Genomic DNA, 24715 nt, shown 5'->3' on the forward strand with positions numbered 1-24715 from the left:
TATTTTACCTCTATTCAATGGATATCTATCTCCAGCAGATATTGTACCTGACGCTTTCGCACAGAAAATCCAGACGAGAGTTAGCCGGGGTGCAATTGAGACAAATTTCTGCCTTCATCATACCACTTTTTTAACAGAAATATGATAAACAATTGAAATTTTCAATGAATGTGAGACAATAAGACGTTGAAAGGAAGATGAAGAATGACAACAACCTTACGAGAAATTACTCCTAGTTTCGATCCATGGGAAGCCTATTTAGATGTAGAACAGCATGGACAAATGACGCTTTCTAATATTGAATTCACTACTACGACTTTGTGTAATATGCGCTGTGCCCATTGTGCAGTCGGTTATACATTACAAACGAAAGACCCTATAGCATTGCCGATTGACTTAATTGTAAAGCGCCTTGATGAAATTCCTCATTTAAAAACGCTTAGTATTACAGGCGGAGAGCCCATGATGAGCAAAAAATCGGTACAAAATTATGTATTACCTTTGTTGCAATATGCCCATGCGCGAGGGGTTCGTACACAAATGAACTCCAATTTAACATTAGAACCTGAACGTTATTTGCTGATTGCTCCTTATTTAGATGTGCTACATATCTCACACAATTGGGGCACTGTCGAAGAATTTGTAGAAACAGGTTTTGCGATGATGGAGCGTAAACCCACGTATGATCAACGAGCTGCTTTATTTCAACGGATGATTGATAATTCAAAAATGCTGGCTGAGCATGGTGTTATGGTATCAGCAGAAACGATGTTAAACAAAAAGACCTTGCCTTATTTAGAGCATATTCATCAGCAAATTGTGCATGAAATGAAGTGTGCACGCCATGAAGTACACCCAATGTACCCTTCTGACTTTGCTAGTGCCCTTACTTCTTTATCACTGGAAGAAACACGTGCAGCCATCCATCATTTACTAGATGTCCGTGACGAACAAACATGGATGTTATTTGGCACATTGCCGTTTTATCCTTGCAGTACAAATGAGGAAGATCAAGCATTGCTACAACGGCTGCGTAACGCCAAAAATGTCACGTTGCGCAATGATCCAGATGGACGCTCTCGCTTAAATATTAATATTTTCACAGGGGATGTCATTGTCACTGATTTCGGTGATACACCCGCACTCGGCAATATTGTCCACGATGAACTACCTGCTATTTTTACAAAATGGCTGGCAACCGATTTAGCCAAGTCCTTAAACTGTCACTGTCCAGCTGTCAAATGTTTAGGGCCTAATGTTTTGGTGAAAAATATGTATTATCAAGATACGCCATTTATTAGTGGCTCAGCGAAATAATGAAAAAGGCGCAGGCATGTATTATTCATGTCTTCGCCTTCTTTATTGACCTTTCAACATCATACCCCTTGAATCACTTATTCAACCCATGCAGAAAGTTTCCCGCTGAATGTAGCCGTGTAGCCATTTCCAGACGCTACAACACTCATTAATTTTAAATTCCCTTTATACCAATAGCCACCATCATATTCTTCATAGTAACGTGTTTCTGTTACAGTGCTAATACTTGGATAATAAGCTGTGATTGTTTTGTTTTTATAAAGATAAAAACCATATGGCGTGATTGTTTTATTTGCTTCATTGTTGTTTGTGACAGTGTTCGTGAATTCTGAATTATATAATGTATCCGATTCAACGATAATTTCTCCCACTGCGTACTCTTTTTCATTGTCAAATTCAGGTACTAATTGTGGTTCATACAATGTATCTGATTCAGTGACAATTTCACCTATACTACCATTGCTTTTACCCTCAACAGCTAAAGAATCGGTCGAAAATGATAAAATACCAAAAATAAATGTAGCGACAAACAGTAAAATACTAAACCTCTTTTTCATTCACACCACCTTTCTCCCCAAATATTTAGTAGATTCTATACCATAATGACAGAATATTAAATAAATTCTTTCAATTATGCTATGCAGTCATTATAATACATAAAAAAAGGAAAATGACGAATTTTTTCGACATTTCCCTTCATCAATCGACTTTAATTGCTGCTATTTTGCTTTCCTATCATTTAGCCATTACAGCAGTTGCTCCGCAAGTAATTGATAACAATGTAGACGGCTTGTCAATGTATATTGATTGCAATTGAGCATCACTTCATCAAAACCATAATATGCTTGATCAGCTCGTAATCTATCAGCGACTTGCTGTGGTGTTCCTACAAGATGGGCTTTGCGATTGTCTGCTATCATCATTTTATCCATTTCTGATAATGGGTAATCTCTCGCCTCATCTGGAGAGATGCCTTGTATAATTTGCCCCTTCATTAATTGTAGACGGGAAATATCAATTGGCTTCGCTAAATACTCCGCTTCCTCTAACGTTTCTGCCACTGTCACTGCATAGGTCACGATGATTTGCGCTGTTTCCATATAATAAGATGGTGTAAAATACGTGCGATACGTATCAAAAATATCCTTTGACATATTGCCTGTGAAAAATTGTGCATAGGAATAGCCCACACCGAGCTGCCCTGCTTGCATGGCACTTTGTCCACTAGAGCCCAGTAGCCAAGCCTCTGGTAATGCAATATGAGGTGGTGCTGCGACGACTTGATCGTAAATAGGCTCTCCTGTTTTTTGATTGTTCATTAATTTTAATGTAATTGCCAATTTATCGTATTGCTCGTTAAATGCCTGTCTGCGTCCCTCTGCTAATGCTAGTATTGCTGCATGGTCGCCACCTGGTGCACGCCCAACTCCAAAGTCAATGCGATTCGGTGCTAGACCAGCTAATGTTTTAAAGACTTCTGCTAATTTATAAGGTGAATAATGCATCATCATCACGCCACCCGTCCCAATACGAATGCGCTTCGTTTTAGCAGCTAAAAAGGCAGCTGTCACTTCAGGGGCTGAGCTTGCTAGTGAATGTGTGTTATGATGTTCAGCCAGCCACATCCGATGATAGCCTAACTGCTCTCCTAAAAGAGCGATTTGTTCTGTTCGCCCAAAAGCCTCTTCCGCAGAAAGCCCTTTTGGAATCGGCATTTGATCTAATATACTTACTCTCATCAACAACATCCTTTCTATGCCAAAGTCTACTACGGAATCCGTTAGAAGCAAAAGAAAACGCTCAGGTCTATTTACATCTAATCTCCTATCTACTACTATCAGTTTATGTTGAACGAAAAGGGATGACGACCTATGTCCATTGATATTGATATTTTACTTATTTTAATTGTTTTTGGCTTTCTAGCTGCCTTTGTTGATTCGGTTGTTGGCGGTGGTGGCTTAATTGCCTTGCCTGCATTACTGTTTGTGGGTTTACCGCCTTCAGTAGCGGTGGCAACCAATAAATTAGCAGGGACAATGGGCTCTTTGACCAGCACTATTACTTTTTACCGCTCAGGTCAATTAACGATCCAGTCAGTTTACAAGCTCTTTCCACTTGTCTTTTTCGGCTCTATGTTTGGTGCTTGGATTGTCCATCTCATGAACCCAAACATCCTGAAACCTGTGATGCTTGTAATGCTCGCAGTGGTGGCCCTTTATACGATTAAGAAAAAAGAATGGGGACAACAGCCAGTAAAATCACAGCATTCTACCATTTATTTTCTCCTCATCATCACAGCAATTGGCTTTTATGATGGTTTTTTAGGTCCTGGCACAGGCTCATTTCTACTCTTCGCCTTTTTACTAGTTGGCTATGATTTTTTACAAGCAGCAGGGAATGCCAAATTTCTAAATTTCGGTAGTAATGTAGCAGCATTACTGTTATTTATGTATGTGGGACAAGTTCATTATGCCTATGGTTTACCAATGGGACTCGCACAAATTGCAGGTGCGATTGTGGGCTCAAAATTTGCTATTAAACGTGGCAGTGGCTATGTGCGTAAACTATTTATCGTCGTCACGCTTCTATTACTTTTGAAAAATGGTTATGATTATTTTATTTCTTAAACAAGGAAAACTTATCTTATCAATTGAGGTAAGTTTTTTTCTATACGATCAACTTTTTCCCCCTCTCCACACGTCTAGTACTTGTATACAAATAAAAAAGGAGCTTCATTGGACATGAAAACGAGAAATGCATTTCAATATGAGGAACAATTTGTCCAGTTTATACGTGAGCAGAAAGAGCGCTTTTATTTGCTTGCCTATAGCTATACGAAAAATGAGCAGGATGCACTAGATGTCGTACAAGATAGTATTCAAAAGGCGATGCTATCACTGGATCGACTAGAAAATGTGGACTATATGAAAAGCTGGTTTTATAAAATTGTGGTGCGAACAGCAATTGATTTTTTACGCAAGCATAAACGACTACAAGTGACAGATGACGACACATTGCACTATTTAACACCTGCACAAGAAGATAGCTATGAGGACGTTGATTTAGAATATGCCCTTGATACTTTGCCACAAATGTATCGAGAGGTTGTCATTCTACATTATTTTGAGGATTTAAAGCTTGCAGATGTTGCTTCTATTTTAGACATTAAGCTTAGCACTGCTAAATCACGCCTGTATAAGGCCTTACAGCTACTGAAAATACAATTGCAAGATGTGAAGGGAGAAATCACACATGGATAAAAAATTAAAGGATTTAGAGCAAACTTATCATAACATACCGATTCCTCAAGAGCTGGATGAGGTTGTCGAACGTGCTTTAAAGCAAAATCGTCAAAAGAAAAAGCGCCGCACCCCTCAATGGCTAATTGGCTCAGCCGCCGCCGCTTTATTGTTCACAGCGAGCTTAAATGTGAGCCCTGCCATGGCACGTACATTGGCTGATATTCCTGTAGTAGGCAGTGTTGTGAAAGTGTTAACATGGACAGAATATGAACTAGCAGAGGACACATATGATGCAACGATTAAAGTGCCTGCGATTGAAAATTTAACAAATCCAGCACTGGCTAATGCATTAAATGAAAAATATCGTACAGAAGGCAAAGCATTGTATGATGAATTCGTCGCAGAAATTGGTGATTTAAAGAAAAATGGTGTCGAAGCACATTTAGGAGTGGATAGTGGCTATGAAATTAAAACTGATAATGAGCAAATTTTATCCATCGGTCGCTATGTTGTCAACACAGCTGGCTCTTCCTCCACAACCATTCAATACGATACAATTGATAAACAACAAGAAATTTTAATTACATTGCCAATGCTTTTCAAGGATGACCATTATTTAACAACGATTAGCGAAAATATTAAAGAGCAAATGCGTGCACAAATGGCGGATGCCGAGCAAGGCAAAATCTATTGGCTTGATGAGGAGACAATGCCTGGTGAATCATTTACAGCCATTCGTGCAGACCAACCATTTTATATTTCCGAGCAAGGCAAGCTGATTATTTCCTTCGATAAATATGAGGTTGCCCCTGGTTATATGGGCGTTGTAGAATTTGAAATTCCAACTGACATACTACAAAATGACCTTGTAAGCGCCACTTATATTCATTAATTTTTACAAAGTATACCCAGTGAAGAAACAACCCCTGCTTTCTGACAAGGCTAAGGTTGTTTCTTTTTATGTCGTTATAGCTCCCCTACGTTTTGGTTAAACTAACATGTATCAATCAATGTAAGAAGGTTTTCCAATGAAAAATGCAAACGCTATTAGTATTTTGCACGTGATTTTCCTGTCTATGACTGTTATTGGTTTGAAAAATCATGTGACCATTCTTCCTCCATTACTCGATATAAGCAAAAGAGATGGTTGGCTATCTGTCGTCCTAGCAGCTATGTTGATATTCGGCTGGCTTTTTCTTTTAGTCTATATTCAAAAAAATACACAGCAACAGCCCATCCAAGACTGGCTACATGATAAATTAGGCAAAATCGGCTCAACCATTGTCATTTATAGCATCGTCATTGCGTTAATGGTGATTGCTGCCTTTACAATGGTTGAAACCTTACAATGGGTCAACACAACCTTTTTACCTCGTACACCCGTCATTATATTATTAGCGATTTATACGGCACTTTGTATAGTACTTGTCACAACTAGCATTCAAACCATTGTCATTGTCAACGTCTTTGTCTTACTTGGGGTTGTTATTTTTGGGTTTTTCGTGGCATTCACCAATTTACAGGTGAAAAATTATGAGTTATTACGCCCTTTTTTAGAGCATGGTTTTCGACCTGTTATGGCAGGAATGATTTATCCCGCATCAGGCTTTATCGAATTATTTATGCTGTTATTTATCCAGCATCAGATGAAAGGGCCTATGCGCTGGTATCAGCTTGCCATTATGCTCCTTATTTTAATGGGGCTAACATTAGGACCACTTATCGGAGCCATTACTGAATTTGGTCCAACGGAAGCGGCGAAACAACGCTATCCTGCTTATGAGGAATGGGGACTTGTCACGATTGGTCATTATATCGAGCATCTTGACTTTTTTTCGATTTATCAATGGCTAACAGGCACCTTTATACGTGTCGGGTTTTTGTTATATATTATCGCTACTTTGCTCAATATAACAGAGAAGCCAAAAGATATATGGCGATTATTAGCTGCCCCTTTTTTCATTCTGTGCTTACCGTTAATCATGCTGAATGAAAACCTATTTTTAAAAATCAAAGGACAGTATATCTTAACATCTACTTTTATTTTCTTTTTCATCCTATCCATTTTTTTCATCTTACTAGCCCTTGTACCTAAAAAACAAAAACGGGAAGTGATGAACAAGCATGAATCAAAAAATTGACTTACACACGCTAAAAGCTTTATTTCAAAAGTCAGCCGACATTCATTTTCAGGCTTATTCTTTTGCACAGCACAATGTGTACTTTCTTACCTGTGACGCGATGGTGGACCAGCAATTGCTTCATGATGTCATTGTTCAACGTGTGCAATTGCTTTATGAGCAAATTTCAGAGCCACTTGATGAAGAGAACATTCACCAACAATTACGCATTCCGAATCTTCAAAAAATCGACAGCAAAGATGAAGCAATTTCACTCGTCTATACAGGCTTTTTACTACTCTATTTTGAAGAAGAACAATTATTATACGCTAGCAATATTGCGAAAAAGCCCAATCGTACACCTGAAGAAACACGTATGGAGGTATTGGTCAAAGGCCCTCGTGATAATTTTATCGAAGATGTGAGCGTCAATATTGCCTTATTAAGAAAGCGCCTACCAACCAATTCTCTTTGTGTAGAAAAGGTAGAGGTCGGTAAACGCTCTAAAACAAATGTCGCTATCCTCTATTTTGATGATATTGTCGATATGGATATTTTACATGGTATTAAAAAGCAATTAGCAACCGTAGATACCGATATTGTGTTCAGTGGAGATTTATTAATGGAGCGCGTCCATAAAAACACCAAGCTTTTTCCAAAAACAGATTATACAGGACGCCCTGACTATGCGATACAAGCTTTGATGAGGGGACGATTTGTGATATTTGTAGATGGTACTTCCTATGCCGTGATTACACCTGTCAACCTCTTTTTATTACTAAAATCAGCCGAGGATAATGAATATCCGTATATTTATAGCTCTGTTGAACGTGTATTGAGAATTGCAGGTATTTTAATTGGTCTATTATTGCCTGCCTTTTGGTTAGCTTTAACGACCTATCATCAAAGCCAGTTACCATTGCAACTGTTAGCAACAGTCGTCCAAGCTAAAACAGGTCTGCCGCTTCCATCATCCCTTGAAATGCTATTAATGCTCCTCATGTTTGAGCTATTTCGTGAAGCGAGCTTACGGCTACCTTCCGTTATTGGTGGAACCATTAGTGTTGTTGGCGGGCTTATTATTGGGGATGCAGCCATTCGTGCAGGCGTTACTAGCCCTGAAATGATTGTCGTTATTGCCATTTCCACCATTGCCACTTTTACCTTGGTCAATCAATCACTGGTTACAACGGTTGGCGTATTACGCATTTGCTTTATTTTAGCTAGTGCCTTTTTCGGTCTATTCGGCTTCTTTGTCTCGCTCTATATAACAGCGCTCTATGTATGCAACATTCGTATTTATGGCTACTCCTACGTCAATGTTGCGGCAGATTTAAATTGGGATACCATCAAAAAATCCCTTTTACGCTCTCCTCCCTCTGGTTATGCAGAACGACCAAAAGCACTGGCTCCACAAGACTATACACGAACAGCAAAAAGTAGGGAAAAATCATGAAAAAAAAGCGATTCTTTTTAATAAGCCTTCTGACACTCCCATTGCTCACAGGCTGTTGGGATGTCGCTGAACCACAGCGTATGTATTATATCAACGGTGTTGGTGTAGACATGAAGGATGGTGAATACGAAATTTATCTACAAATCATTAATTTTGCTAATGTAGCAAAATCCGAACAACCGAATACAGATGCACCTATCGCAGAAATTGGTCATGCAACAGGTAAAACGATGGAAGAAGCATTTTTTAAATTGTATCGCTCTGTCGATCAAGAAATGTTTTGGGGACATATGACCTATCTGCTGTTATCTGAGGAAGCACTCAAACATGAAAAAGCGATTGCCATTATTGATAGTGCTTTACGCTTTCAACAAACCCGCTACCAAATTTGGACATACTGCACACAAGAATCCATCAAAGAAATCATGCTAGTAACGCCTCTTTTAGATAAATCATTAAATGCATCAAAATTAAGCAACCCATTAAATACAGAAAAACAAGAAACATTTATTGAGCCCATCAATTTGCGGAAGTTAGTGATTGGCTTAAATGAGCCAAGCCATGAAATTGCCATTCCCTATGTCAGCCTCAATTCTAATTGGGCATCTACAGAAGGTGCATCACAGGAAACAACGCTCTCAGGTGTAGGTATTTTATCGAAAGATGGCTTTAAAGGTTTTATCAAAGGAGAAGCTGTACGTGGAATGCAATGGATGACGGATGAAACGAAAAGAGGCGAGCTCACCTTTCAATTAGCCGAAGAAGAAGAGGATTATTTAACGGTAACATTACAAAAAATTAACGTTCATGTACAGCCAATTGTTGAGAAGGATGGGCAACCTGTGTTTGATATAGACGTGAAATTCAATGCAACAGTCAATGGCTTTAAAAGTAAAGTGGCCCCCGATGATATTCGCAAAAAAATTATAGAAGAGGCAAAAAAGGAAATTTTGTTAACATATACAGAAGGCTTAAAGAAGGATGTTGATATTTATCGTCTTTCGGAACATCTGTATCGGAAAAACGTGAAAATTTGGAAGAAGTTAGAGAAGGATGGCAAGATTCCTTTAACCGCTAATTCTATCGGCCATGTCAATATACATGTCAATAAAGTACAGCTTGGACGGAAAACATTTGAGGAGACGATTAAAGAATAGCATCATATATCGAAAACGGCTTGTCCCTATTCATATACTGGGACAAGCCGTTTTTGATTACGAATGCGTTGACATTGCTACATATTCTTGTGCTGCCTGCCCTTTACGAAATTGGATATGATGAAGCTTCGCAAAAATGCCATTCTGTGCTACAAGCTCATCATATGTACCATCTTCTTCGATACCATTTGGTGTCACCACTAATACACGGTCTGCATTACGAATGGTTGCTAAACGATGCGCAATCACAAGCGTTGTACGATTTTCAGCTAACTCTGTTAATGATTGCTGAATAATCATTTCTGTTTCTGTATCCAATGCAGATGTCGCCTCATCCAAAATTAATATTGGTGGATTTTTTAAGAACATTCTTGCAATCGCTAATCGTTGTTTTTGACCACCTGATAGCTTCAAGCCACGTTCTCCAATTTGTGTATCATAGCCATCTGGTAACTCTGCAATAAAGGCTTCTAAATGCGCTTTTTTCGCCGCTTCCCGAATGGCTTCCTCACTTGCTCCTAATTTTCCGTAGGCAATATTTTCACGAATCGTCCCTGTAAATAAAAAGACGTCTTGTTGGACAATACCGATTTGATCACGTAATGAAGCCTGTGTCATATCACGCACATCGATACCATCAATCGTGATAGCGCCACTGCTCACCTCATAGAAACGTGGAATTAACGAGCAAATCGTCGTTTTTCCAGCGCCTGATGGTCCAACAAAGGCAATCGTTTGTCCTGCACGTACATCAAAGGAAATATCCTCTAATACGGTTTTGGATGTATCATAATGGAAATCTACTTGATGGAAGGCAATATCACCGTTCAAATGTGACACCACCTGTGCATTTGGGCGGTCTTGAATTTCGGGTGCTTGCTCCACTAATTCACGGAAACGTTTAAAGCCAGCCATGCCCTTTGGATACAGCTCCAACAAAGCACTAATTTTATCAATTGGCTTAATCAAAACATTAGTATACAGCACAAAGCTCACTAACTCACCATACGATAATTTACCATTAAAACTTAGCCATGCCCCAACCACGAGCACCACTAATGTTAAAAGGCGTGTCATCATATAAATGCTGGAATGTGTGCCTGCCATAATTTTATAGGCATATAATTTTGCTGAGCGGAAAAAGCCATTTTGCTCTTGAAAACGCTCGATTTCAAAAGCTTCATTCGTGAATGATTTGACAACACGCACACCTGATACGCTATCCTCAACACGCCCATTCACATCGGCAATTTTGCCATACATCGTTTTCCATGCATTATTCATTTTTATATTGCTGAATGTGACAAGCCACGCTAAAAATGGCACCATTCCTACTGCAATCAATGCCAATGTTGGATTAACGTTAAACATAATAGCAAAAGCCCCAATAAAGGTCATAATGGCAATAAATAAATCCTCAGGTCCATGATGAGCAAATTCTCCAATATCAAATAAATCATTGGTAATACGGCTCATAATATGCCCTGTTTTCGTATTATCAAAGAAGCGGAAGGATTGGCGTTGCACATGGGTAAAAAGCTCTTCCCGCATATCTGTTTCGATATTAATGCCAAGCTTATGCCCTAAATAGTTGACGATAAAATTCAGCAATGTACTGAGTGCATAAACGAGCAATAGTAGCACACTGACTTGAACAATCATCCCCCAATCCCCTGTTGGCAATAGCTTATCAATAAACCACTGGACAGCCAATGGAAAGAACAGCTCTAAAACGGCTACAATAATAGCACTAGAAAAATCAATGACAAACAGCCGCTTATGTGGTTTGTAATAAGAAAAAAACTTTCGATACATATAGTTCTCCTTTCTGTGTCACACTATCTCCCATCGTACCACTTCTTATTCCATTTAGGAAAAATAATGTTTTCACGGTGATTTTTTATTTACATTCATTTCTTTACATGCTACAATGTTTACAAGAATTGAATATCTTTTGACAATGATGTCAAAGGGGAGTAGCTTGCAGATGTGCATTGTACATCTGATTTCACATTCGTCATTACATGGTTTTTACCATCGGGTGTGAAGGTTATTAACATGACTTAGCAAGACCTTTGCCTATTTTTTAGGCATGGGTCTTTTTCTTTTGCCTAAAAAATCCTTTGTAAAAAAGAGCTTCATTCATTTCAAAAAAGGAGGAATTTTTTAATGGAAACGATTTTATTAGAATACGCTTGGGTACTTGTCGTATTAATTGTACTGGAGGGCTTACTTGCTGCAGATAACGCCGTCGTGATGGCCGTGATGGTCAAGCATTTACCGAAGCATCAGCAACAAAAAGCATTGCTTTATGGCTTAGTCGGTGCCTTTATTTTCCGTTTCGCTGCACTATTCCTAATTACAGTACTCGTGAATTTCTGGCAAATTCAAGCGATCGGTGCAGCCTACCTATTGTTTATGTCAATCAAACATATTTATGATTCCCGAAAAGGATCTGGTGATGACGACGAAATAAAAGAGCCAAAAAAACAATCTGGCTTCTGGATGACAGTATTAAAAGTTGAATTAGCTGATATCGCCTTTGCGGTAGACTCTATTTTAGCAGCCGTTGCGATTGCTGTAACATTACCACATCTTGGTGGCTTCGATATCGGTGGCATTAATGCAGGTCAATTTGCCGTTATGTTCTTAGGTGGTATTATCGGGGTGATTATGATGCGATTCGCTGCTCGTTGGTTCGTAACAGTGCTTGAAAAATACCCATCGCTTGAAACGGCAGCCTTCTTAATCGTTGGTTGGGTTGGTGTGAAGCTTGCTGTATTAACATTAGGACATGAAAAATTAGAGATTATCCCACACACATTCCCACACTCTACAGGATGGAAAATTACGTTCTGGGTTGTATTAATCGCTATTGCTCTTGGTGGTTACTTAATTGGTGTGAAAAATCAAAAGAAAAATGTCTAATAAAGTGAACCTTCAATTGGCAGTTTCACCAATCGGGTTTTTACAGACTGTTAATTCCCCACTTAAACAGTTTATTTCCACTCCCTATTTTGATACGGGGATCTTACAGCCTATTAATACGGGATGAAAAAATTCGCCTTGATGCTAAATCAGGGCGAATTTTTTGAATACATATCTTACATTCCATTTGTTACACTCAAATTGCTTATCCTACAATTCATTTAGATTAATAACTCTTGTGAAATAATTTAAAATTCTTTTACTATGCGTAACAACAACAATGGTTTTACCTGCTATATTTAATTGTTGTAAATAGTCCATTATCACTTTTTCATTATTAGTATCTAAACTAGCAGTTGGCTCATCTGCAAATATAAGCTCGCTTTCTTGTAAAATCAATCGAATAATTGCTATACGTTGTTGCTCACCACCACTCAGTTGATAAACCATCTTATTTTTTAAGTATGTTAAGTTAAATTCATGAAGAAGCTGCTCTATTTTTTCATTTTTATTCTTTTTATTTCCTTTTTTATATGCTAAAGCTAACATTAAATTCCATAGTACAGTTTCATCATCTACTAACCCATAATTTTGAAATAAATAGCCAATTTTTTCTCTTCTTAAAAGCATAGCCGCTTTAGAATGGATATGGGGATTTTTAACATTACATACAATTAACTCTCCATCATCTTTTTTTGTGATTAACCCCATTAAATTCAATAGTGTGGTTTTTCCCGTTCCACTCTCTCCTGTAATTGCTACCATTTCTCCATATTCAATTGTGAGATGAATATTTGAAAATATTTCCTGACCATCATACTTCTTTGAAACATTAGTAAGTTCTACTATAGCCATACTCATCCTCCCTTTATTAGTTTGTGAACATCTCGCTTGATAATGAGCGTATATAATGTCAGTAATATTAAAAAATCAGCTAGCAATATTGATAAATAAAATAGAATGTTAAAATCCCAATAAAAATCTATAAACACAACACTTAAAAGTACTATATATATAACGATATTTGCTTTAAAAATTTTAATCATTCCTAAGCCAAAAATATACTGTATAACATATTTTTTGCTATTCGATATTAAATCTATATAATTTGAAATACATATAATAAAAATTAATGTAAGTAAAAAAAGAAGTGTAAAAATTAGTGAATTGTACATGAAAAATTCGGCATTATGAATAGCTGTCATAAAAGGTGTTAAAAGAGAACCTGTATTGACAAGCTGACTCAAATGAAATTTTGCTAATGCTTGCGAAAAATCTTGTTTATCTCTTAATTTAAAGATGATATCACCTTGATTTAATTGAGTATAATAATATTGACTTCCAAAGTTCCCCTGATCCAATATAATAATTGGATTTTGAAGATTAATTTTTGAGCCATCATCATCTATATTTTTACCAAATAACTCTATGTTCAAATGATCTTCAATATAAATAATATTTATATTGGTTATTTTTTTAGGCTTAAAATCATCAAATTGATAAATTTCATCATAATTTAATAGATTGTTGTATTTTTCAATATATGTTTCTTTAATTTTAGATTCTTTTGTTTTATACACAGTTGGAACTAAAATAGTCGGTTCTACATTATTATTAATTTTAATAGTTGTTAAATCTTCCAAATATCTTTTATTTACAATAATATAGTTATTTTCCCAATCAGAATAAATATCTTCTTTACTCTTACCTTTCATTTCAAGCCAAAAAGATGATAATGATCCTATAAGATCAGAAGCATCAAAGACATACAGTTCTTCAAGATTATCAAAATGTTCATATAAATTTTTTATATAATCTCCATATTGTTTTAATAATTTTTTTTCATTATTAATCTTTTCGAATTCATCTGAATTAAATCCAATTGCTGTAAAATAATGATCCAATTTCTCATATTCACTTAATTTAGCAACCTTTGCTTTATAATCCTTATAATCAGCGATAAAAATTGAAGTAGATACAGTTATTACTAAAATCAATAATATTTTCACTGTATACAGCCCATAATTCAGCTTATTAGAATAAATTTTATTTTTAATCATTGTTGGAATATCAATGAATTTAAGACTAATTTGAGTAAACATGAACATCATCATATTTATCAGAATTACTATCACTAAAAATAGAAATAAAAAATAGAAATAACGCCAAACTATGTTATTAGTAATCCAATAATATATGAAATGTATAAAGAATGTACTCAGTAAAATAGAAATTTCCATAAAAAAGAAACTCTTAAATGAATTAAAAATTATTTTAAGACCAGAATAGCCTAGTACCTTTTTGATAGCATTTGTTTTTATTTTAGTAAATGTATAGATAAATAGGATGAGTTGTGAAATAACCAAAAATACAATAAAATTGAACAAATTAAATGTAATAATTTCCTTATAATTAATCAAATTATTATAAGGTTGAATATCTAGCTGAGTTTGTTTCCCAAATTCGGTTATTTCTTTAATAGACAAATTTGTATAAAAAATACCATTGCTATCTACAAAATCTTCTTCTTTTAGAGGGAGGTAATGAAATATATTGTTGGTTCTAATTGAAGCTGGCGTTTGAATTGTCTCTATTTGGCTATGATAAATTTCATAAAACATTTTCTGATTTTCAGAAACAGGTGTTTTAACAAGCTGAATTTTACATTTATTATCAATAAGACAATTGTCATTATATATTTGATAAAGTTTTTTCAATTTCTCACTCGTAGCATCATTTACCATATACATGTCAAGTGAGGAATCTCCTATATTATTTAATTCATAAATTTGATAAACAGATTGATTAAAAATATATGATAAAAGCAGCAACTGCCCTATTAAAAATATAAAAAGTAACTTTTTCATCTTACCTCCTAAAGTAGAAACAATATTAAGCAAGGAATATTACGGATAATTATTTTACATAATGTATTTGGATATAACTTTTATGTTTATTTACTAGTTTCTAGCATAGTAATCATAGTGTGATGTCTCATTGCACCAAAATGATCTTGCTTCCCTAATACTAGCGCTATCATCCTTAAATCCACTTTGCGTTGTGTTTGAGCATACTTTCACAATAGCATTAACTTTCCATTTTTGAGAATTAGAAGTGTTTGTATCCCAAATATCTGAATATACATGTGTGCCAGTTTGTCCTCCATCAAAATATAAATCAGTACCAGCGATAGAATCAGTTGCTGCACTTACGGCCATTGAAGAGGCTACAAAAATTAAAAGAGCAATAATAGACAGTGTTCCTTTTTTTATGTTTTTCATTTTTTCCTCCATTTGTATATCTGTGATATTACTGTAAGAAAAATAACATATTTAATATATAATTGTAAATAAAGGGATTTAAAACAATATGAATTACCTATTCTAATAGATAATATACATATTTTTCTATTACAAATAAATTATTATTGTATATTTTTGATATATAACTATTTTAGGTAAATAGGAATTTTATCGGAAAATTAGTTCTTTCTATACATCGTTTTAAATTTATCAAGTTCATCTTAAAAAATTCAATATCATTTATAAATCAAATTTTCTACAATAGTAAAAATCTTTTATAACGGCTGAATGTAGTAACCCAACTAAATACCATAATATAAATTAATAAATTTGAGCGTAGTTGATTTTATCATTAGTTAACAGTCGTTTTTTGTAAATTTCTCATCCTTCATGTATACTAAAAAATAGAAACATATAGGGAGGAATTTTGAAATGTTATCTGAAAAACTACATGTAGCTTTAAACGAACAAATGAACTATGAATTTTACTCTGCACACGCATATATGGCGATGGCTGCCTATTGCACAGACCAAAACTATGATGGCTTTGCAAATTTCTTCCTTGTTCAAGCAGAAGAAGAACGTTTCCATGCGATGAAATTTTATAACTTTTTAAGCGATATGGGCTACCGCGCAACAGTGAGCGGCTTTGAACACCCAGAAAATGAATTTAATTCACTGTTACATGCCTTTAAAACAGGTTTATCACATGAGAAAGAAGTAACTCGACGTATTTACAATTTAGCTGATATTGCCTTAGATGAGCGTGAGCATGCCACAATGGCATTCTTAAAATGGTTTATCGATGAGCAAGTCGAAGAAGAAGCATCCTTTGAAAATTTAATTCGTAAAATCGAGCGTATCGAAAATGACTCCAATGCTATCTTTATGTTAGATACAGAATTAGCAGCTCGCTCTTTTACACCTGATAACGAAGCGTAAGTATCTTCCCTACTGTAGGAGGTGTGACAAATGACGAACCGTCAAGAATCGCCTGAGGAAAAAGAGAACGATTACGGCTTGAGGAATTAAAAGGCAATGCAACAGGCTCACTATCAGAGGGGCTTAACCGTGCTCAAACTGGACATATAACAGATATGAGCTGGAAAGGAACAGCACTTTTAATTTTGTTACTAGTTGTTGGCTTTATCGTTTATCAGCTTCTTTAAAAAAGCAACGGCTAGATGGCCGTTGCTTTTGATTTATAGTCGTTGATTCCACACGACTAATTTCATCTCTGTCATCTCTTCCATGGCATATTTCACGCCCTCTCGCCCTGTACCACTATCTTTCACACCACCATACGGCATATGGTCTACACGATAGGTTGGAATATCATTAATCATCACCCCACCGACCTGTAACTGCTTTGTAGCAGCAAATGCCGTCTGAATGGATGGCGTAAAAATACCTGCCTGTAAGCCATAGTGTGAATCATTCATAGCGATAATCGCTTCCTCAATAGTGGATACCGCATTGACAATAACAACAGGCGCAAAAATTTCCTCACAAGCTACACGGCTATGAGCTGATACACCTGTAAGCACTGTCGGCAAAAGCATACCGTTTTCCATTCGTCCACCTGTAATCAGCTGCGCCCCTTCTGCAATCGCTTCTTCTATCCAAGTAAGTGCCCGCTGCTGTTCAGATTCTGCAATCATCGCTGTGACATCTGTTGCCACATCCAATGGGTCTCCAAGTTGGAGCTGTGCTACTTTTGCTTGGAGCTGCTCGATAAAATCAGTAAATAACGCTTCTTTGACATAAATTCGTTGTAATGAAATACAAACCTGTCCTTGATTTGAAAAGGCGCCCATGACGATACGTTCCATAATCGTATCAAGTGCTACCCCTTCATCAATAATGACACCTGAATTGGATCCAAGCTCTAATGTTACTTTCTTTAAGCCAGCTCGATTACGGAGGGATAAACCAACAGCAGGGCTTCCTGTAAAGGTAATCATTTTAACAGCAGGATGTGCTAAAAAGACATCGCCCACTACTTTTCCCTGCCCTGTCACTACCTGAAAAGCGCCTGCTGGTAAAGCCGTTTGTGCCAACAGCTCCGCTAAAAAAAGAGCAGATAGCGCCGTTTGTGTGGCCGGCTTTAAAACGATGGTATTGCCCGCCGCCAGTGCTGGTCCTACCTTATGTGCCACTAAATTTTGCGGAAAATTAAAGGGCGTAATCGCTGCAATAACACCAAGTGGCTCACGCATTGTATAAGCTAGACGCCCTGCCCCACTTTTAGAGGCATCCATCGGTATCATTTCCCCTGTTAATCGCTTTGCCTCCTCCGCTGCAAATTTGTAGGTTTCAATCGTTCGGTCAATCTCTACATAGGCATATTTCAATGGTTTTGCACATTCTAATGCAATAATTCGTGCCGCTCGCTCTCGATGTTCAGCAAAAAGATCAGCCAATTGTGCCAAAATAGTCGCTCGCTCATAAGCTGTCAATGCCGCCATTTGTACGGCTGCCTTTTGAGCGCTAGCGATAGCTCGCTCTACATCGGTCTCCGTCGCTACAGCCAATTCGGCTATTTGCTCTTTTGAATAAGGCGCATATATCGCGACTGTCTCCTCTGTCCATTGCCACTTGCCATCAATCCATAAACCTTTTTTCATTCGCTTCTCCCTTCTGGAAACAATTGATATACACGTTCCATTATTTGCTCTATAAATGTTTGAAAAGTCGTTTCCTCAAATAACTCAAAATAGAAATCTTCCTCATTTGGATATTTAAAATTTGGAATCTGTGCTTCATTAGCATCAGGTAACAGCTCCCAATAAGCCCACCAATTATCAATACAGGCTTGCTCAATATGTGGCAAATACCCTTTAATTTCAGTTTCGCTCAATACTTGCTTGCCATCTCGCCCATTTACAGCCACTACAAATCCAGCATATAGTCGTCCATCAAGTTCAATTCGAAACCAAATATCTACACCTGATTGAATATCCTTTTTATATAGGTAGCTAATCCCTGGATAGGTAGAATTTTTGACATCATAGTATGTGTCTAATTTACGATATTGTTTTTGTGCATAATCATAGTCATTGTTTAATTTTTCACATTGTATACGTTGCTCTAGCTCTTTAAATAAACGATGCAATAAGTTAATTTTCGCCTTTTTCACACCTTGCTCAATTCGATAGGCACTTTTCATTGTGGTAGCTGAAGCAGTTAATACCTGTTGAATATCCATCTCTTGCTCATCCTCCACTTGCTCTGTAAATTGACGAATCGCTCCAAGTAATTGCCGTAAAATTTCACAAATTGACGCTAGCTTCATTGTCTGACTATATGTGACACATTGCAATAGCCAGTGCACAATATGTTGCGCAAAAGAAATGGTCGTAATGCACTTTTCCTCTTGACTACTCACTTTTGACGGAGCATCCCCAAAACGAGTAAGGTAATAAACATTCGCATGTTGAGCAATTTTCACATAATCCGCACATTGATTTTCTTGGTCACCTGCAAAGATTTTGACCTCAATGGGAATAACATAATGCGGTGTTGTAATCACGAGGTCCACCCGTCGATTGTTGGCAATTACATATTCCCTGTAAACAGCGGCTTGCTGAAGCTCTGACACAGGTATATTCATGTTTAACACATGTTCAACAAATAGTGCTAAATAGACACCTCCCTGATAATGACTACCCTTTGGATTTAATAATTCGTATAGGATTCGACAAATCGCTACTTCATTTGTAGCGATATTGGTGATAGTAAAAATATTAAAATAGCCACCTGTCTTTTGCTTCATAAGTCTATGCTTGTCTTGTATTTGTACAACGTCATGAATAAGTTGCTCTATATTCATAGCATCACCTCGTTACCATTCAATCAAAAAATGCCCCAAAAGAGTTTGTCTCTTTTAGAGCATTTTCGCAAGAAGAAAACAATCCATTATTCCTCATACTTGATTTCTAATTTTTTCGGAATTTCAGGAATATCATGAGATTTTACATCTTCATCCTTCAAAGCTAGTACATAAGCTGGATATCGCGTGCCTACATCAAAAGCAATTTCCATACTCTCCATTCGATTATTCATTTGACTACGTGCCAATAGACCATTGCTTGATAAATCCACGGCTAAAATATGCTCAATGGTTTCTTGCAACATCGCTCGATCCTTTGCCTTTAATGGCATATGCTCGGCCAATAGAAATGGTAAAATGGTTGTCTTTAAATAGCCTTGTGCTTCAATCAAGCAAGAAAATTCATTTAATTTATCCGCATATAAGCGCAATTGTTGCTTTTCTTTGACACGTTGCTGATTCAATACTTGCACTTTTTGCTCAATACCCATTAAACGCTTTTTCAACAAGCCCATTAAATAGCTTTGAATGACATGAACAGCACTCAGCATATCTTGCTCGGCTTCTTGCACTTTTTCAAGTTGACCGATACAGAGCGCTTGCTGCTCATTTAATTTATCCACTCGCTCTTTAAAAAAGTCATTTTGTGCATGTGAACCAAATATCGATTTCATCAAACCTTTGCCATGGATTTTGTTATGTTGTGCATCCAAACGCTCATACTCCTGCACATACTCACTATGCATGTTACGGTATTCTCGTAGCATTTGCTGATACAATACAGCTTTTTCTGTAAAGCTATCTACAACAGCGTCCTGCAAATAGTCATGATTAGAAATCGTTTGCAGCAATTGATACAATGTTTGCACATTTTTAAAGATATTGGCTACTTGTTCATATTCCTGTTCATACTCTGTGACAATGGCTAAATCCCGCTGATAACGTGAAAATTCATATTGCGCATCACCTGCATATTTTTCAACACTTGCGACAGCCGATTGGAATGGGTCACGCTGTGGGATAATCGTTAATTCAAAGCGGAAACGTTCAAGCCACTGTAAAAAGCGAATTAAAATCGCTTCTGTTTTTTTATCACTATTTTCTGCAACTCGGTGGATTTGCTCAATTAATTGCGTATAATTACTTTGCTGCCATAGTTCATCATTTTTTGTATGCTGTGCCTCTAATGCATATGTTGCCGATACTTGCACAAAATGATTAACTAAATGCCCAATTCGTCGTTTCTCCTCTTGAAGAAAATCTTTTGAATTAATCGGTGAATCAATGCCATTCACAATACAAAGCGGTTCAATTCCTTTATTTTTTAAGGCCTGCATCAATAATATTTCTGCATCAATTGCTTGTGACCCTGCTCGTAATACCCAAAAAACCTCATCCGCCCGATTCATGATGGATTCGGAGAAGTAAGCCATCTCGCCTCCACCAGCTTCTAATGAAACTGAATCAATAATCGTCACTGATTTTAATAAATCATTTTTTAAATACACTTCTAGATAATCTAGATGCTCACGTAGTATTTCAGAGGCAAATGTATCACCTGTCGTCAGTAATTCTAGCTTACTTATATCAAAAATGGCTACCATACCATCTAAAAAATAGGCTTTAATTTCTTCATTTTCACCATAGCGTAAAAATGTATTGACACCTGTTGGACGTTGCGCACTCACAGGTAAAATCGGTTGCCCTAAAAGCCCATTCACCAATGTTGTTTTTCCAACACGTTCCTTACCTACAATTAAAATCATCGTTTGGTTATTGGCATCTTGAATAATACGGTTTAAATGTTTAGCCGTATCTTTTACATATGTATTCGGTATAATAATGCCATATAATTGACGTAATCGATCGACTAATTGCGGCAAAATATTATGGGCAGAGGTTGTCTGTGTAGTTGGTAAAGCATCTTCATTTGTCATATGCAAAAACCCCTTTCATATCAAATTTGCCTTGGCTTTACCGAAAATCGGCACTTACTACCTGTTACTATGGGGTAATTGGTTAGCCATTATTTCATCCTATTAACGAAGTGACAAACACGTAGTAGAATGCCTCTATCATGATAAATACATTTTTATTATCGACATTTTGCTTATAATATTGACTAGTCGTCGTTAATTATTCCAAACTCATCTTCAAGCCCCATCATACGTGCATAAACCATTTTCGCAGATGGCATGCCTGTTTGTGCACCTACTTCTCCAATAGCCAATGAGGCAGCAACATTAGCAAAATACACCGCTTCTTCTAATGTTTGTCCTACCACGAGTGCATATGCCAATGCACCATTAAATGTATCGCCTGCACCTGTCGTGTCTACTACTGGCGTCATATATGCGGGGATGTGTATAAGATGTGCCCCATCGAAATAGCAAGCACCTTCATTGCCCAATGTTACAATAAGTTGATTCGGATAATGGGCTAGCACAGATTCTAAATCACCTTCAAAGAGTTGCTCAAATTCTGTTTGATTAGGTGTTAAGTAGGTAATATCCTCTAGCCATTGCGGATCGAAATTCGTAGCAGGTGCAGGATTTAACAATACTGGAACGGATGCCTCTTTACATAATTGTAAAGCATATGAAACAGTTTGCTGTGGAATCTCTAGCTGCATCACCACCAATTGACTTCGTTGAATGACTTCTTTTACTGCCATTAGCTGTGCAGGCTGTAAGGCTTCATTTGCTCCAGGCACAACAATAATACGATTATCTTCATCATGCAACAAAATATTGGCAATACCTGTTGCCCCCGTCACCGTTGTCACATAATCACTCTTGACATGCTCTTGTTGTAACTGTGTCTTTAGCGCCCGACCTAAATCATCCGAACCAACACAGCCAACCATTGTCACATCACTACCAAGACGTGCTATGGCAATTGCTTGATTTGCCCCTTTCCCACCTGGCATGGTTTGCAAACTTCGACCAATAACTGTTTCTCCCTGCTGTGGAAAAGTAGTCAGTTGGATGATAAAATCCATATTAATACTCCCAATTACTGTAATCATTTCATCACCTACCTTTATCTTTCTCATTTTAATAGAAATTGCAATTGAATGGTATATACATAACAAATGTTTTAGTAGAATCACCTTCAAAATATAATGATTATGGATTCTATTTATCTACTTTCAAATCCAAGGTAATATTTTTGATTTATCGGTTATCAACTGCCTACTAGTTACATATGATGTGTATACTTATTTTAACACAAAAGAACGTTTGTTTTGATAAATTTTCTGAAAACTAGAATACAAAGCAAAAAGCTGAAGACAACCACTCTGTTGTCTCCAGCTCTTCAATGACTAAAAAGCAATACGCTGTGCTTCATAAGCTGCAATTTGCTCTTCGTATTTAAATGTTAAAGCAATCTCATCCCAGCCATTTAACAATGTTTCTTTATAATATGGATCAATCATAAAGTGATAGACTTGCCCATCCTCACCTGTGACCGTTTGCGCTGCCAAGTTCACTTCTACTGTATAAGGAGTTGCCAGCCCTTTTGCTAAAATCTCATCACATTCCGCTTCTGTTAGCTTAATTGGCAAAATTCCGTTTTTATAGCAGTTATTATGGAAAATATCTGCAAAAGATGGAGCAATCACCACTGTAAAGCCATAATCTAAAATAGCCCATGGTGCATGCTCACGTGAAGAACCACAGCCGAAATTATCCTGCGCTACTAAAATTTTCGACTCTTTGAATTCTGGCTTATTTAATACAAAGTCCTGTATTTCATTGCCCTCTGCATCAAAGCGCCAGTGATAAAATAAATATTGTCCAAAGCCTGTACGCTCAATACGTTTTAAAAATTCTTTTGAAATAATTTGGTCTGTATCAACATTTTTACGGTCAAGCGGTGTGATGACACTGTTGACGATATTAATTGGTTCCATCTGGTAATCATCCTTTCTATTAGACAGTTTCCTTCACAAATTCGCGCACGTCCACAAAATGACCTGCGATTGCGGCTGCGGCTGCCATTGCTGGTGATACAAGATGGGTACGTGCCCCTGCCCCTTGTCGTCCTTCAAAGTTACGATTCGATGTAGAAGCACAACGTTCGCCTGCTGGTACTACGTCATCATTCATCGCTAAACACATCGAGCAACCTGATTCACGCCATTCAAAACCTGCTGCTGTGAAAATTTTGTCCAACCCTTCTGCCTCTGCTTGCAGTTTCGTTGTATGTGAGCCTGGCACAACAATCGCCGTTACATTATCATGCACCTTACGCCCGTTAATCACAGCGGCTGCGGCACGTAAATCACTAATACGTGAATTCGTACAAGAACCGATAAATACGTGCTGGATATCAATGGATGTTAATGGCTGTCCTTCCTCTAAGCCCATATAAGCCAATGCTTTCCGTAATGCGGCTTTATCCGATTCATCTGCATAATCTGCCTGTGTTGGTACATGACTTGATACGCCAGATCCCATAGAAGGATTTGTGCCCCATGTGACGATTGGCTCAATGTCTGCTGCTTGAATAATACGCACCGTATCATATGTTGCATCCTCATCTGAAGCTAAGCTTAACCAATAAGCTGTTGCCTCTTCAAATTGCTCGCCCTTTGGTGCATAGCGACGTCCGCGAATATAGTCAACCGTTGTTTGGTCAGGAGAAATTAAACCGGCCTTTGCGCCTGCTTCAATGGACATATTGCAAATCGTCATACGCTCTTCCATTGATAGCTGATGAATCGCATCACCTGTAAACTCCACAATATGACCTGTACCAACACCGATACCAAACTTCGCAATAATCGCTAAAATAATATCCTTGGCTGCTACACCTACTGGCAGTTCACCTTCCACACGAATTTCCATCGTTTTTGGCTTGTTTTGCCATAATGTTTGTGTGGATAGCACATGCTCGACCTCTGACGTGCCGATCCCAAAGGCAATCGCTCCAAATGCACCATGTGTAGAAGTATGTGAGTCACCGCAAACAATCGTCTTACCTGGCTGTGTTAGCCCTAACTCTGGCCCGATAACATGGACAATTCCTTGATCTGGATGTCCCATTCCTGCTAACTCTACACCAAATTCTTCAGCGTTTTTCGCAAGTGTTTCAATTTGATTGCGTGCAATAGGATCTGTAATCGTTGGTAAATTTTTCGTCGGTACATTATGATCCATTGTAGCAAAGCTCAAATCGGGACGGCGTACTTTACGTCCATTCATTCGTAGGCCTTCAAAAGCCTGTGGTGATGTTACTTCATGAATTAAATGAAGATCAATATATAACAGGTCAGGTTTGCCCTCTTCCTGATAAACGACATGTTTATCCCAAATCTTTTCAATTATATTTTTGCCCATCATCTTCACCTATTTC

The 24715-nt window shown here is 37.3% G+C and carries 21 protein-coding genes and 1 pseudogene; 10 read left to right on the forward strand and 12 right to left on the reverse strand.

From position 1 onward, the window contains the following. Positions 1–204 precede the first annotated feature (204 nt). Positions 205–1317: a radical SAM/CxCxxxxC motif protein YfkAB gene (yfkAB, locus tag OPF91_RS11690; protein ID WP_264988925.1), complete on the forward strand. Its 1113-nt coding sequence runs from the start codon at positions 205–207 to the stop codon at positions 1315–1317. Positions 1318–1394: 77 nt separating this feature from the next. Here yfkAB and OPF91_RS11695 read toward each other — a convergent pair whose 3' ends face one another. Both OPF91_RS11695 and OPF91_RS11700 read right to left on the reverse strand, forming a co-directional pair. Beyond that, a complete protein-coding gene (locus OPF91_RS11695; protein WP_264988926.1) occupies positions 1395–1874 on the reverse strand; it encodes a hypothetical protein in 480 nt (159 codons plus the stop codon). A 189-nt stretch (positions 1875–2063) separates the two neighbouring features. Continuing rightward, entirely contained in the window at positions 2064–3056 is a 993-nt protein-coding gene (locus OPF91_RS11700; protein ID WP_264988927.1) for an LLM class flavin-dependent oxidoreductase, read from the reverse strand. Between the two features lie 132 nt (positions 3057–3188). Between OPF91_RS11700 and OPF91_RS11705 the strand changes: the two genes are divergently transcribed. The 6 genes from OPF91_RS11705 (at position 3189) to OPF91_RS11730 (ending at position 9292) form a co-directional block, all read left to right on the forward strand. Then, complete coding sequence (locus OPF91_RS11705) at positions 3189–3944, forward strand: TSUP family transporter (protein ID WP_264988928.1); 756 nt, start codon at positions 3189–3191, stop codon at positions 3942–3944. 114 nt (positions 3945–4058) lie between these two features. Continuing rightward, positions 4059–4577 carry an RNA polymerase sigma factor SigV gene (sigV, locus tag OPF91_RS11710; RefSeq protein WP_264988929.1) on the forward strand — a complete coding sequence of 173 codons (519 nt, stop codon included), beginning with the start codon at positions 4059–4061 and terminating at the stop codon, positions 4575–4577. Further along, positions 4570–5451 (forward strand): anti-sigma-V factor RsiV, encoded by an 882-nt coding sequence (gene rsiV / locus OPF91_RS11715; protein WP_264988930.1) that lies wholly within the window; start codon positions 4570–4572, stop codon positions 5449–5451. The genes sigV and rsiV overlap by 8 nt, the downstream gene beginning before the upstream one ends. 136 nt (positions 5452–5587) lie before the next feature. Beyond that, the gene (locus tag OPF91_RS11720; protein ID WP_264988931.1) at positions 5588–6700 is read left to right on the forward strand and encodes an endospore germination permease; all 1113 of its coding nucleotides are present in this window, start codon (positions 5588–5590) and stop codon (positions 6698–6700) included. Next, positions 6684–8135 carry a spore germination protein gene (locus tag OPF91_RS11725; RefSeq protein ID WP_264988932.1) on the forward strand — a complete coding sequence of 484 codons (1452 nt, stop codon included), beginning with the start codon at positions 6684–6686 and terminating at the stop codon, positions 8133–8135. The genes OPF91_RS11720 and OPF91_RS11725 overlap by 17 nt, the downstream gene beginning before the upstream one ends. After that, entirely contained in the window at positions 8132–9292 is a 1161-nt protein-coding gene (locus tag OPF91_RS11730) for a Ger(x)C family spore germination protein (RefSeq protein ID WP_264988933.1), read from the forward strand. Before OPF91_RS11725 ends, OPF91_RS11730 begins: the two co-directional genes overlap by 4 nt. A 57-nt stretch (positions 9293–9349) precedes the next feature. On the opposite strand, the gene OPF91_RS11735 is transcribed toward OPF91_RS11730, so the two are convergent. Beyond that, a complete protein-coding gene (locus OPF91_RS11735; protein WP_264988934.1) occupies positions 9350–11107 on the reverse strand; it encodes an ABC transporter ATP-binding protein in 1758 nt (585 codons plus the stop codon). A gap of 354 nt (positions 11108–11461) precedes the next feature. Between OPF91_RS11735 and OPF91_RS11740 the strand changes: the two genes are divergently transcribed. Beyond that, positions 11462–12220 (forward strand): TerC family protein, encoded by a 759-nt coding sequence (locus OPF91_RS11740; RefSeq protein ID WP_264988935.1) that lies wholly within the window; start codon positions 11462–11464, stop codon positions 12218–12220. Between the two features lie 210 nt (positions 12221–12430). Here the strand turns inward: OPF91_RS11740 and OPF91_RS11745 are convergent, their stop codons facing one another. The 3 genes from OPF91_RS11745 to OPF91_RS11755 form a co-directional block, all read right to left on the reverse strand. Continuing rightward, a complete protein-coding gene (locus OPF91_RS11745; RefSeq protein WP_264988936.1) occupies positions 12431–13075 on the reverse strand; it encodes a putative bacteriocin export ABC transporter in 645 nt (214 codons plus the stop codon). A gap of 2 nt (positions 13076–13077) precedes the next feature. After that, complete coding sequence (locus OPF91_RS11750; protein ID WP_264988937.1) at positions 13078–15087, reverse strand: bacteriocin-associated integral membrane family protein; 2010 nt, start codon at positions 15085–15087, stop codon at positions 13078–13080. 93 nt (positions 15088–15180) lie between these two features. Continuing rightward, complete coding sequence (locus OPF91_RS11755; RefSeq protein ID WP_264988938.1) at positions 15181–15501, reverse strand: hypothetical protein; 321 nt, start codon at positions 15499–15501, stop codon at positions 15181–15183. A gap of 453 nt (positions 15502–15954) precedes the next feature. Between OPF91_RS11755 and OPF91_RS11760 the strand changes: the two genes are divergently transcribed. After that, positions 15955–16464 (forward strand): ferritin, encoded by a 510-nt coding sequence (locus OPF91_RS11760; RefSeq protein ID WP_264988939.1) that lies wholly within the window; start codon positions 15955–15957, stop codon positions 16462–16464. Between the two features lie 30 nt (positions 16465–16494). Next, positions 16495–16691 (forward strand): annotated as a pseudogene (locus tag OPF91_RS11765) (DUF6366 family protein). A 33-nt stretch (positions 16692–16724) separates the two neighbouring features. Here OPF91_RS11765 and OPF91_RS11770 read toward each other — a convergent pair. The 6 genes from OPF91_RS11770 to leuC all read right to left on the reverse strand — a co-directional run bounded on the left by OPF91_RS11770 (position 16725) and on the right by leuC (position 24699). Further along, positions 16725–18149, reverse strand: a complete 1425-nt coding sequence (locus OPF91_RS11770; protein WP_264988940.1) for an aldehyde dehydrogenase family protein — start codon at positions 18147–18149, stop codon at positions 16725–16727. Further along, positions 18146–19354 carry a PDDEXK-like family protein gene (locus tag OPF91_RS11775; RefSeq protein ID WP_264988941.1) on the reverse strand — a complete coding sequence of 403 codons (1209 nt, stop codon included), beginning with the start codon at positions 19352–19354 and terminating at the stop codon, positions 18146–18148. Before OPF91_RS11775 ends, OPF91_RS11770 begins: the two co-directional genes overlap by 4 nt. An 86-nt stretch (positions 19355–19440) precedes the next feature. Then, positions 19441–21291 (reverse strand): dynamin family protein, encoded by a 1851-nt coding sequence (locus OPF91_RS11780; protein WP_264988942.1) that lies wholly within the window; start codon positions 21289–21291, stop codon positions 19441–19443. A 185-nt stretch (positions 21292–21476) separates the two neighbouring features. Further along, positions 21477–22382: a ribokinase gene (gene rbsK, locus OPF91_RS11785; RefSeq protein WP_264988943.1), complete on the reverse strand. Its 906-nt coding sequence runs from the start codon at positions 22380–22382 to the stop codon at positions 21477–21479. Between the two features lie 297 nt (positions 22383–22679). Beyond that, complete coding sequence (gene leuD, locus OPF91_RS11790; protein ID WP_264988944.1) at positions 22680–23270, reverse strand: 3-isopropylmalate dehydratase small subunit; 591 nt, start codon at positions 23268–23270, stop codon at positions 22680–22682. 19 nt (positions 23271–23289) lie between these two features. Next, positions 23290–24699: a 3-isopropylmalate dehydratase large subunit gene (gene leuC / locus OPF91_RS11795; protein ID WP_264988945.1), complete on the reverse strand. Its 1410-nt coding sequence runs from the start codon at positions 24697–24699 to the stop codon at positions 23290–23292. Positions 24700–24715: the final 16 nt, after the last annotated feature.

Origin of the sequence: Lysinibacillus piscis (assembly GCF_026012395.1) — a bacterium.
Taxonomy (GTDB): domain Bacteria; phylum Bacillota; class Bacilli; order Bacillales_A; family Planococcaceae; genus Lysinibacillus; species Lysinibacillus piscis.

Bases quoted from the DNA above. Each gene is read 5' to 3' on its own strand.
- yfkAB (WP_264988925.1), top strand. From the start codon at position 205: ATGACAACAACCTTACGAGAAATTACTCCTAGTTTCGATCCATGGGAA.
- OPF91_RS11695 (WP_264988926.1), bottom strand. From the start codon at position 1,874: ATGAAAAAGAGGTTTAGTATTTTACTGTTTGTCGCTACATTTATTTTT.
- OPF91_RS11700 (WP_264988927.1), bottom strand. From the start codon at position 3,056: ATGAGAGTAAGTATATTAGATCAAATGCCGATTCCAAAAGGGCTTTCT.
- OPF91_RS11705 (WP_264988928.1), top strand. From the start codon at position 3,189: ATGTCCATTGATATTGATATTTTACTTATTTTAATTGTTTTTGGCTTT.
- sigV (WP_264988929.1), top strand. From the start codon at position 4,059: ATGAAAACGAGAAATGCATTTCAATATGAGGAACAATTTGTCCAGTTT.
- rsiV (WP_264988930.1), top strand. From the start codon at position 4,570: ATGGATAAAAAATTAAAGGATTTAGAGCAAACTTATCATAACATACCG.
- OPF91_RS11720 (WP_264988931.1), top strand. From the start codon at position 5,588: ATGAAAAATGCAAACGCTATTAGTATTTTGCACGTGATTTTCCTGTCT.
- OPF91_RS11725 (WP_264988932.1), top strand. From the start codon at position 6,684: ATGAATCAAAAAATTGACTTACACACGCTAAAAGCTTTATTTCAAAAG.
- OPF91_RS11730 (WP_264988933.1), top strand. From the start codon at position 8,132: ATGAAAAAAAAGCGATTCTTTTTAATAAGCCTTCTGACACTCCCATTG.
- OPF91_RS11735 (WP_264988934.1), bottom strand. From the start codon at position 11,107: ATGTATCGAAAGTTTTTTTCTTATTACAAACCACATAAGCGGCTGTTT.
- OPF91_RS11740 (WP_264988935.1), top strand. From the start codon at position 11,462: ATGGAAACGATTTTATTAGAATACGCTTGGGTACTTGTCGTATTAATT.
- OPF91_RS11745 (WP_264988936.1), bottom strand. From the start codon at position 13,075: ATGGCTATAGTAGAACTTACTAATGTTTCAAAGAAGTATGATGGTCAG.
- OPF91_RS11750 (WP_264988937.1), bottom strand. From the start codon at position 15,087: ATGAAAAAGTTACTTTTTATATTTTTAATAGGGCAGTTGCTGCTTTTA.
- OPF91_RS11755 (WP_264988938.1), bottom strand. From the start codon at position 15,501: ATGAAAAACATAAAAAAAGGAACACTGTCTATTATTGCTCTTTTAATT.
- OPF91_RS11760 (WP_264988939.1), top strand. From the start codon at position 15,955: ATGTTATCTGAAAAACTACATGTAGCTTTAAACGAACAAATGAACTAT.
- OPF91_RS11770 (WP_264988940.1), bottom strand. From the start codon at position 18,149: ATGAAAAAAGGTTTATGGATTGATGGCAAGTGGCAATGGACAGAGGAG.
- OPF91_RS11775 (WP_264988941.1), bottom strand. From the start codon at position 19,354: ATGAATATAGAGCAACTTATTCATGACGTTGTACAAATACAAGACAAG.
- OPF91_RS11780 (WP_264988942.1), bottom strand. From the start codon at position 21,291: ATGACAAATGAAGATGCTTTACCAACTACACAGACAACCTCTGCCCAT.
- rbsK (WP_264988943.1), bottom strand. From the start codon at position 22,382: ATGATTACAGTAATTGGGAGTATTAATATGGATTTTATCATCCAACTG.
- leuD (WP_264988944.1), bottom strand. From the start codon at position 23,270: ATGGAACCAATTAATATCGTCAACAGTGTCATCACACCGCTTGACCGT.
- leuC (WP_264988945.1), bottom strand. From the start codon at position 24,699: ATGGGCAAAAATATAATTGAAAAGATTTGGGATAAACATGTCGTTTAT.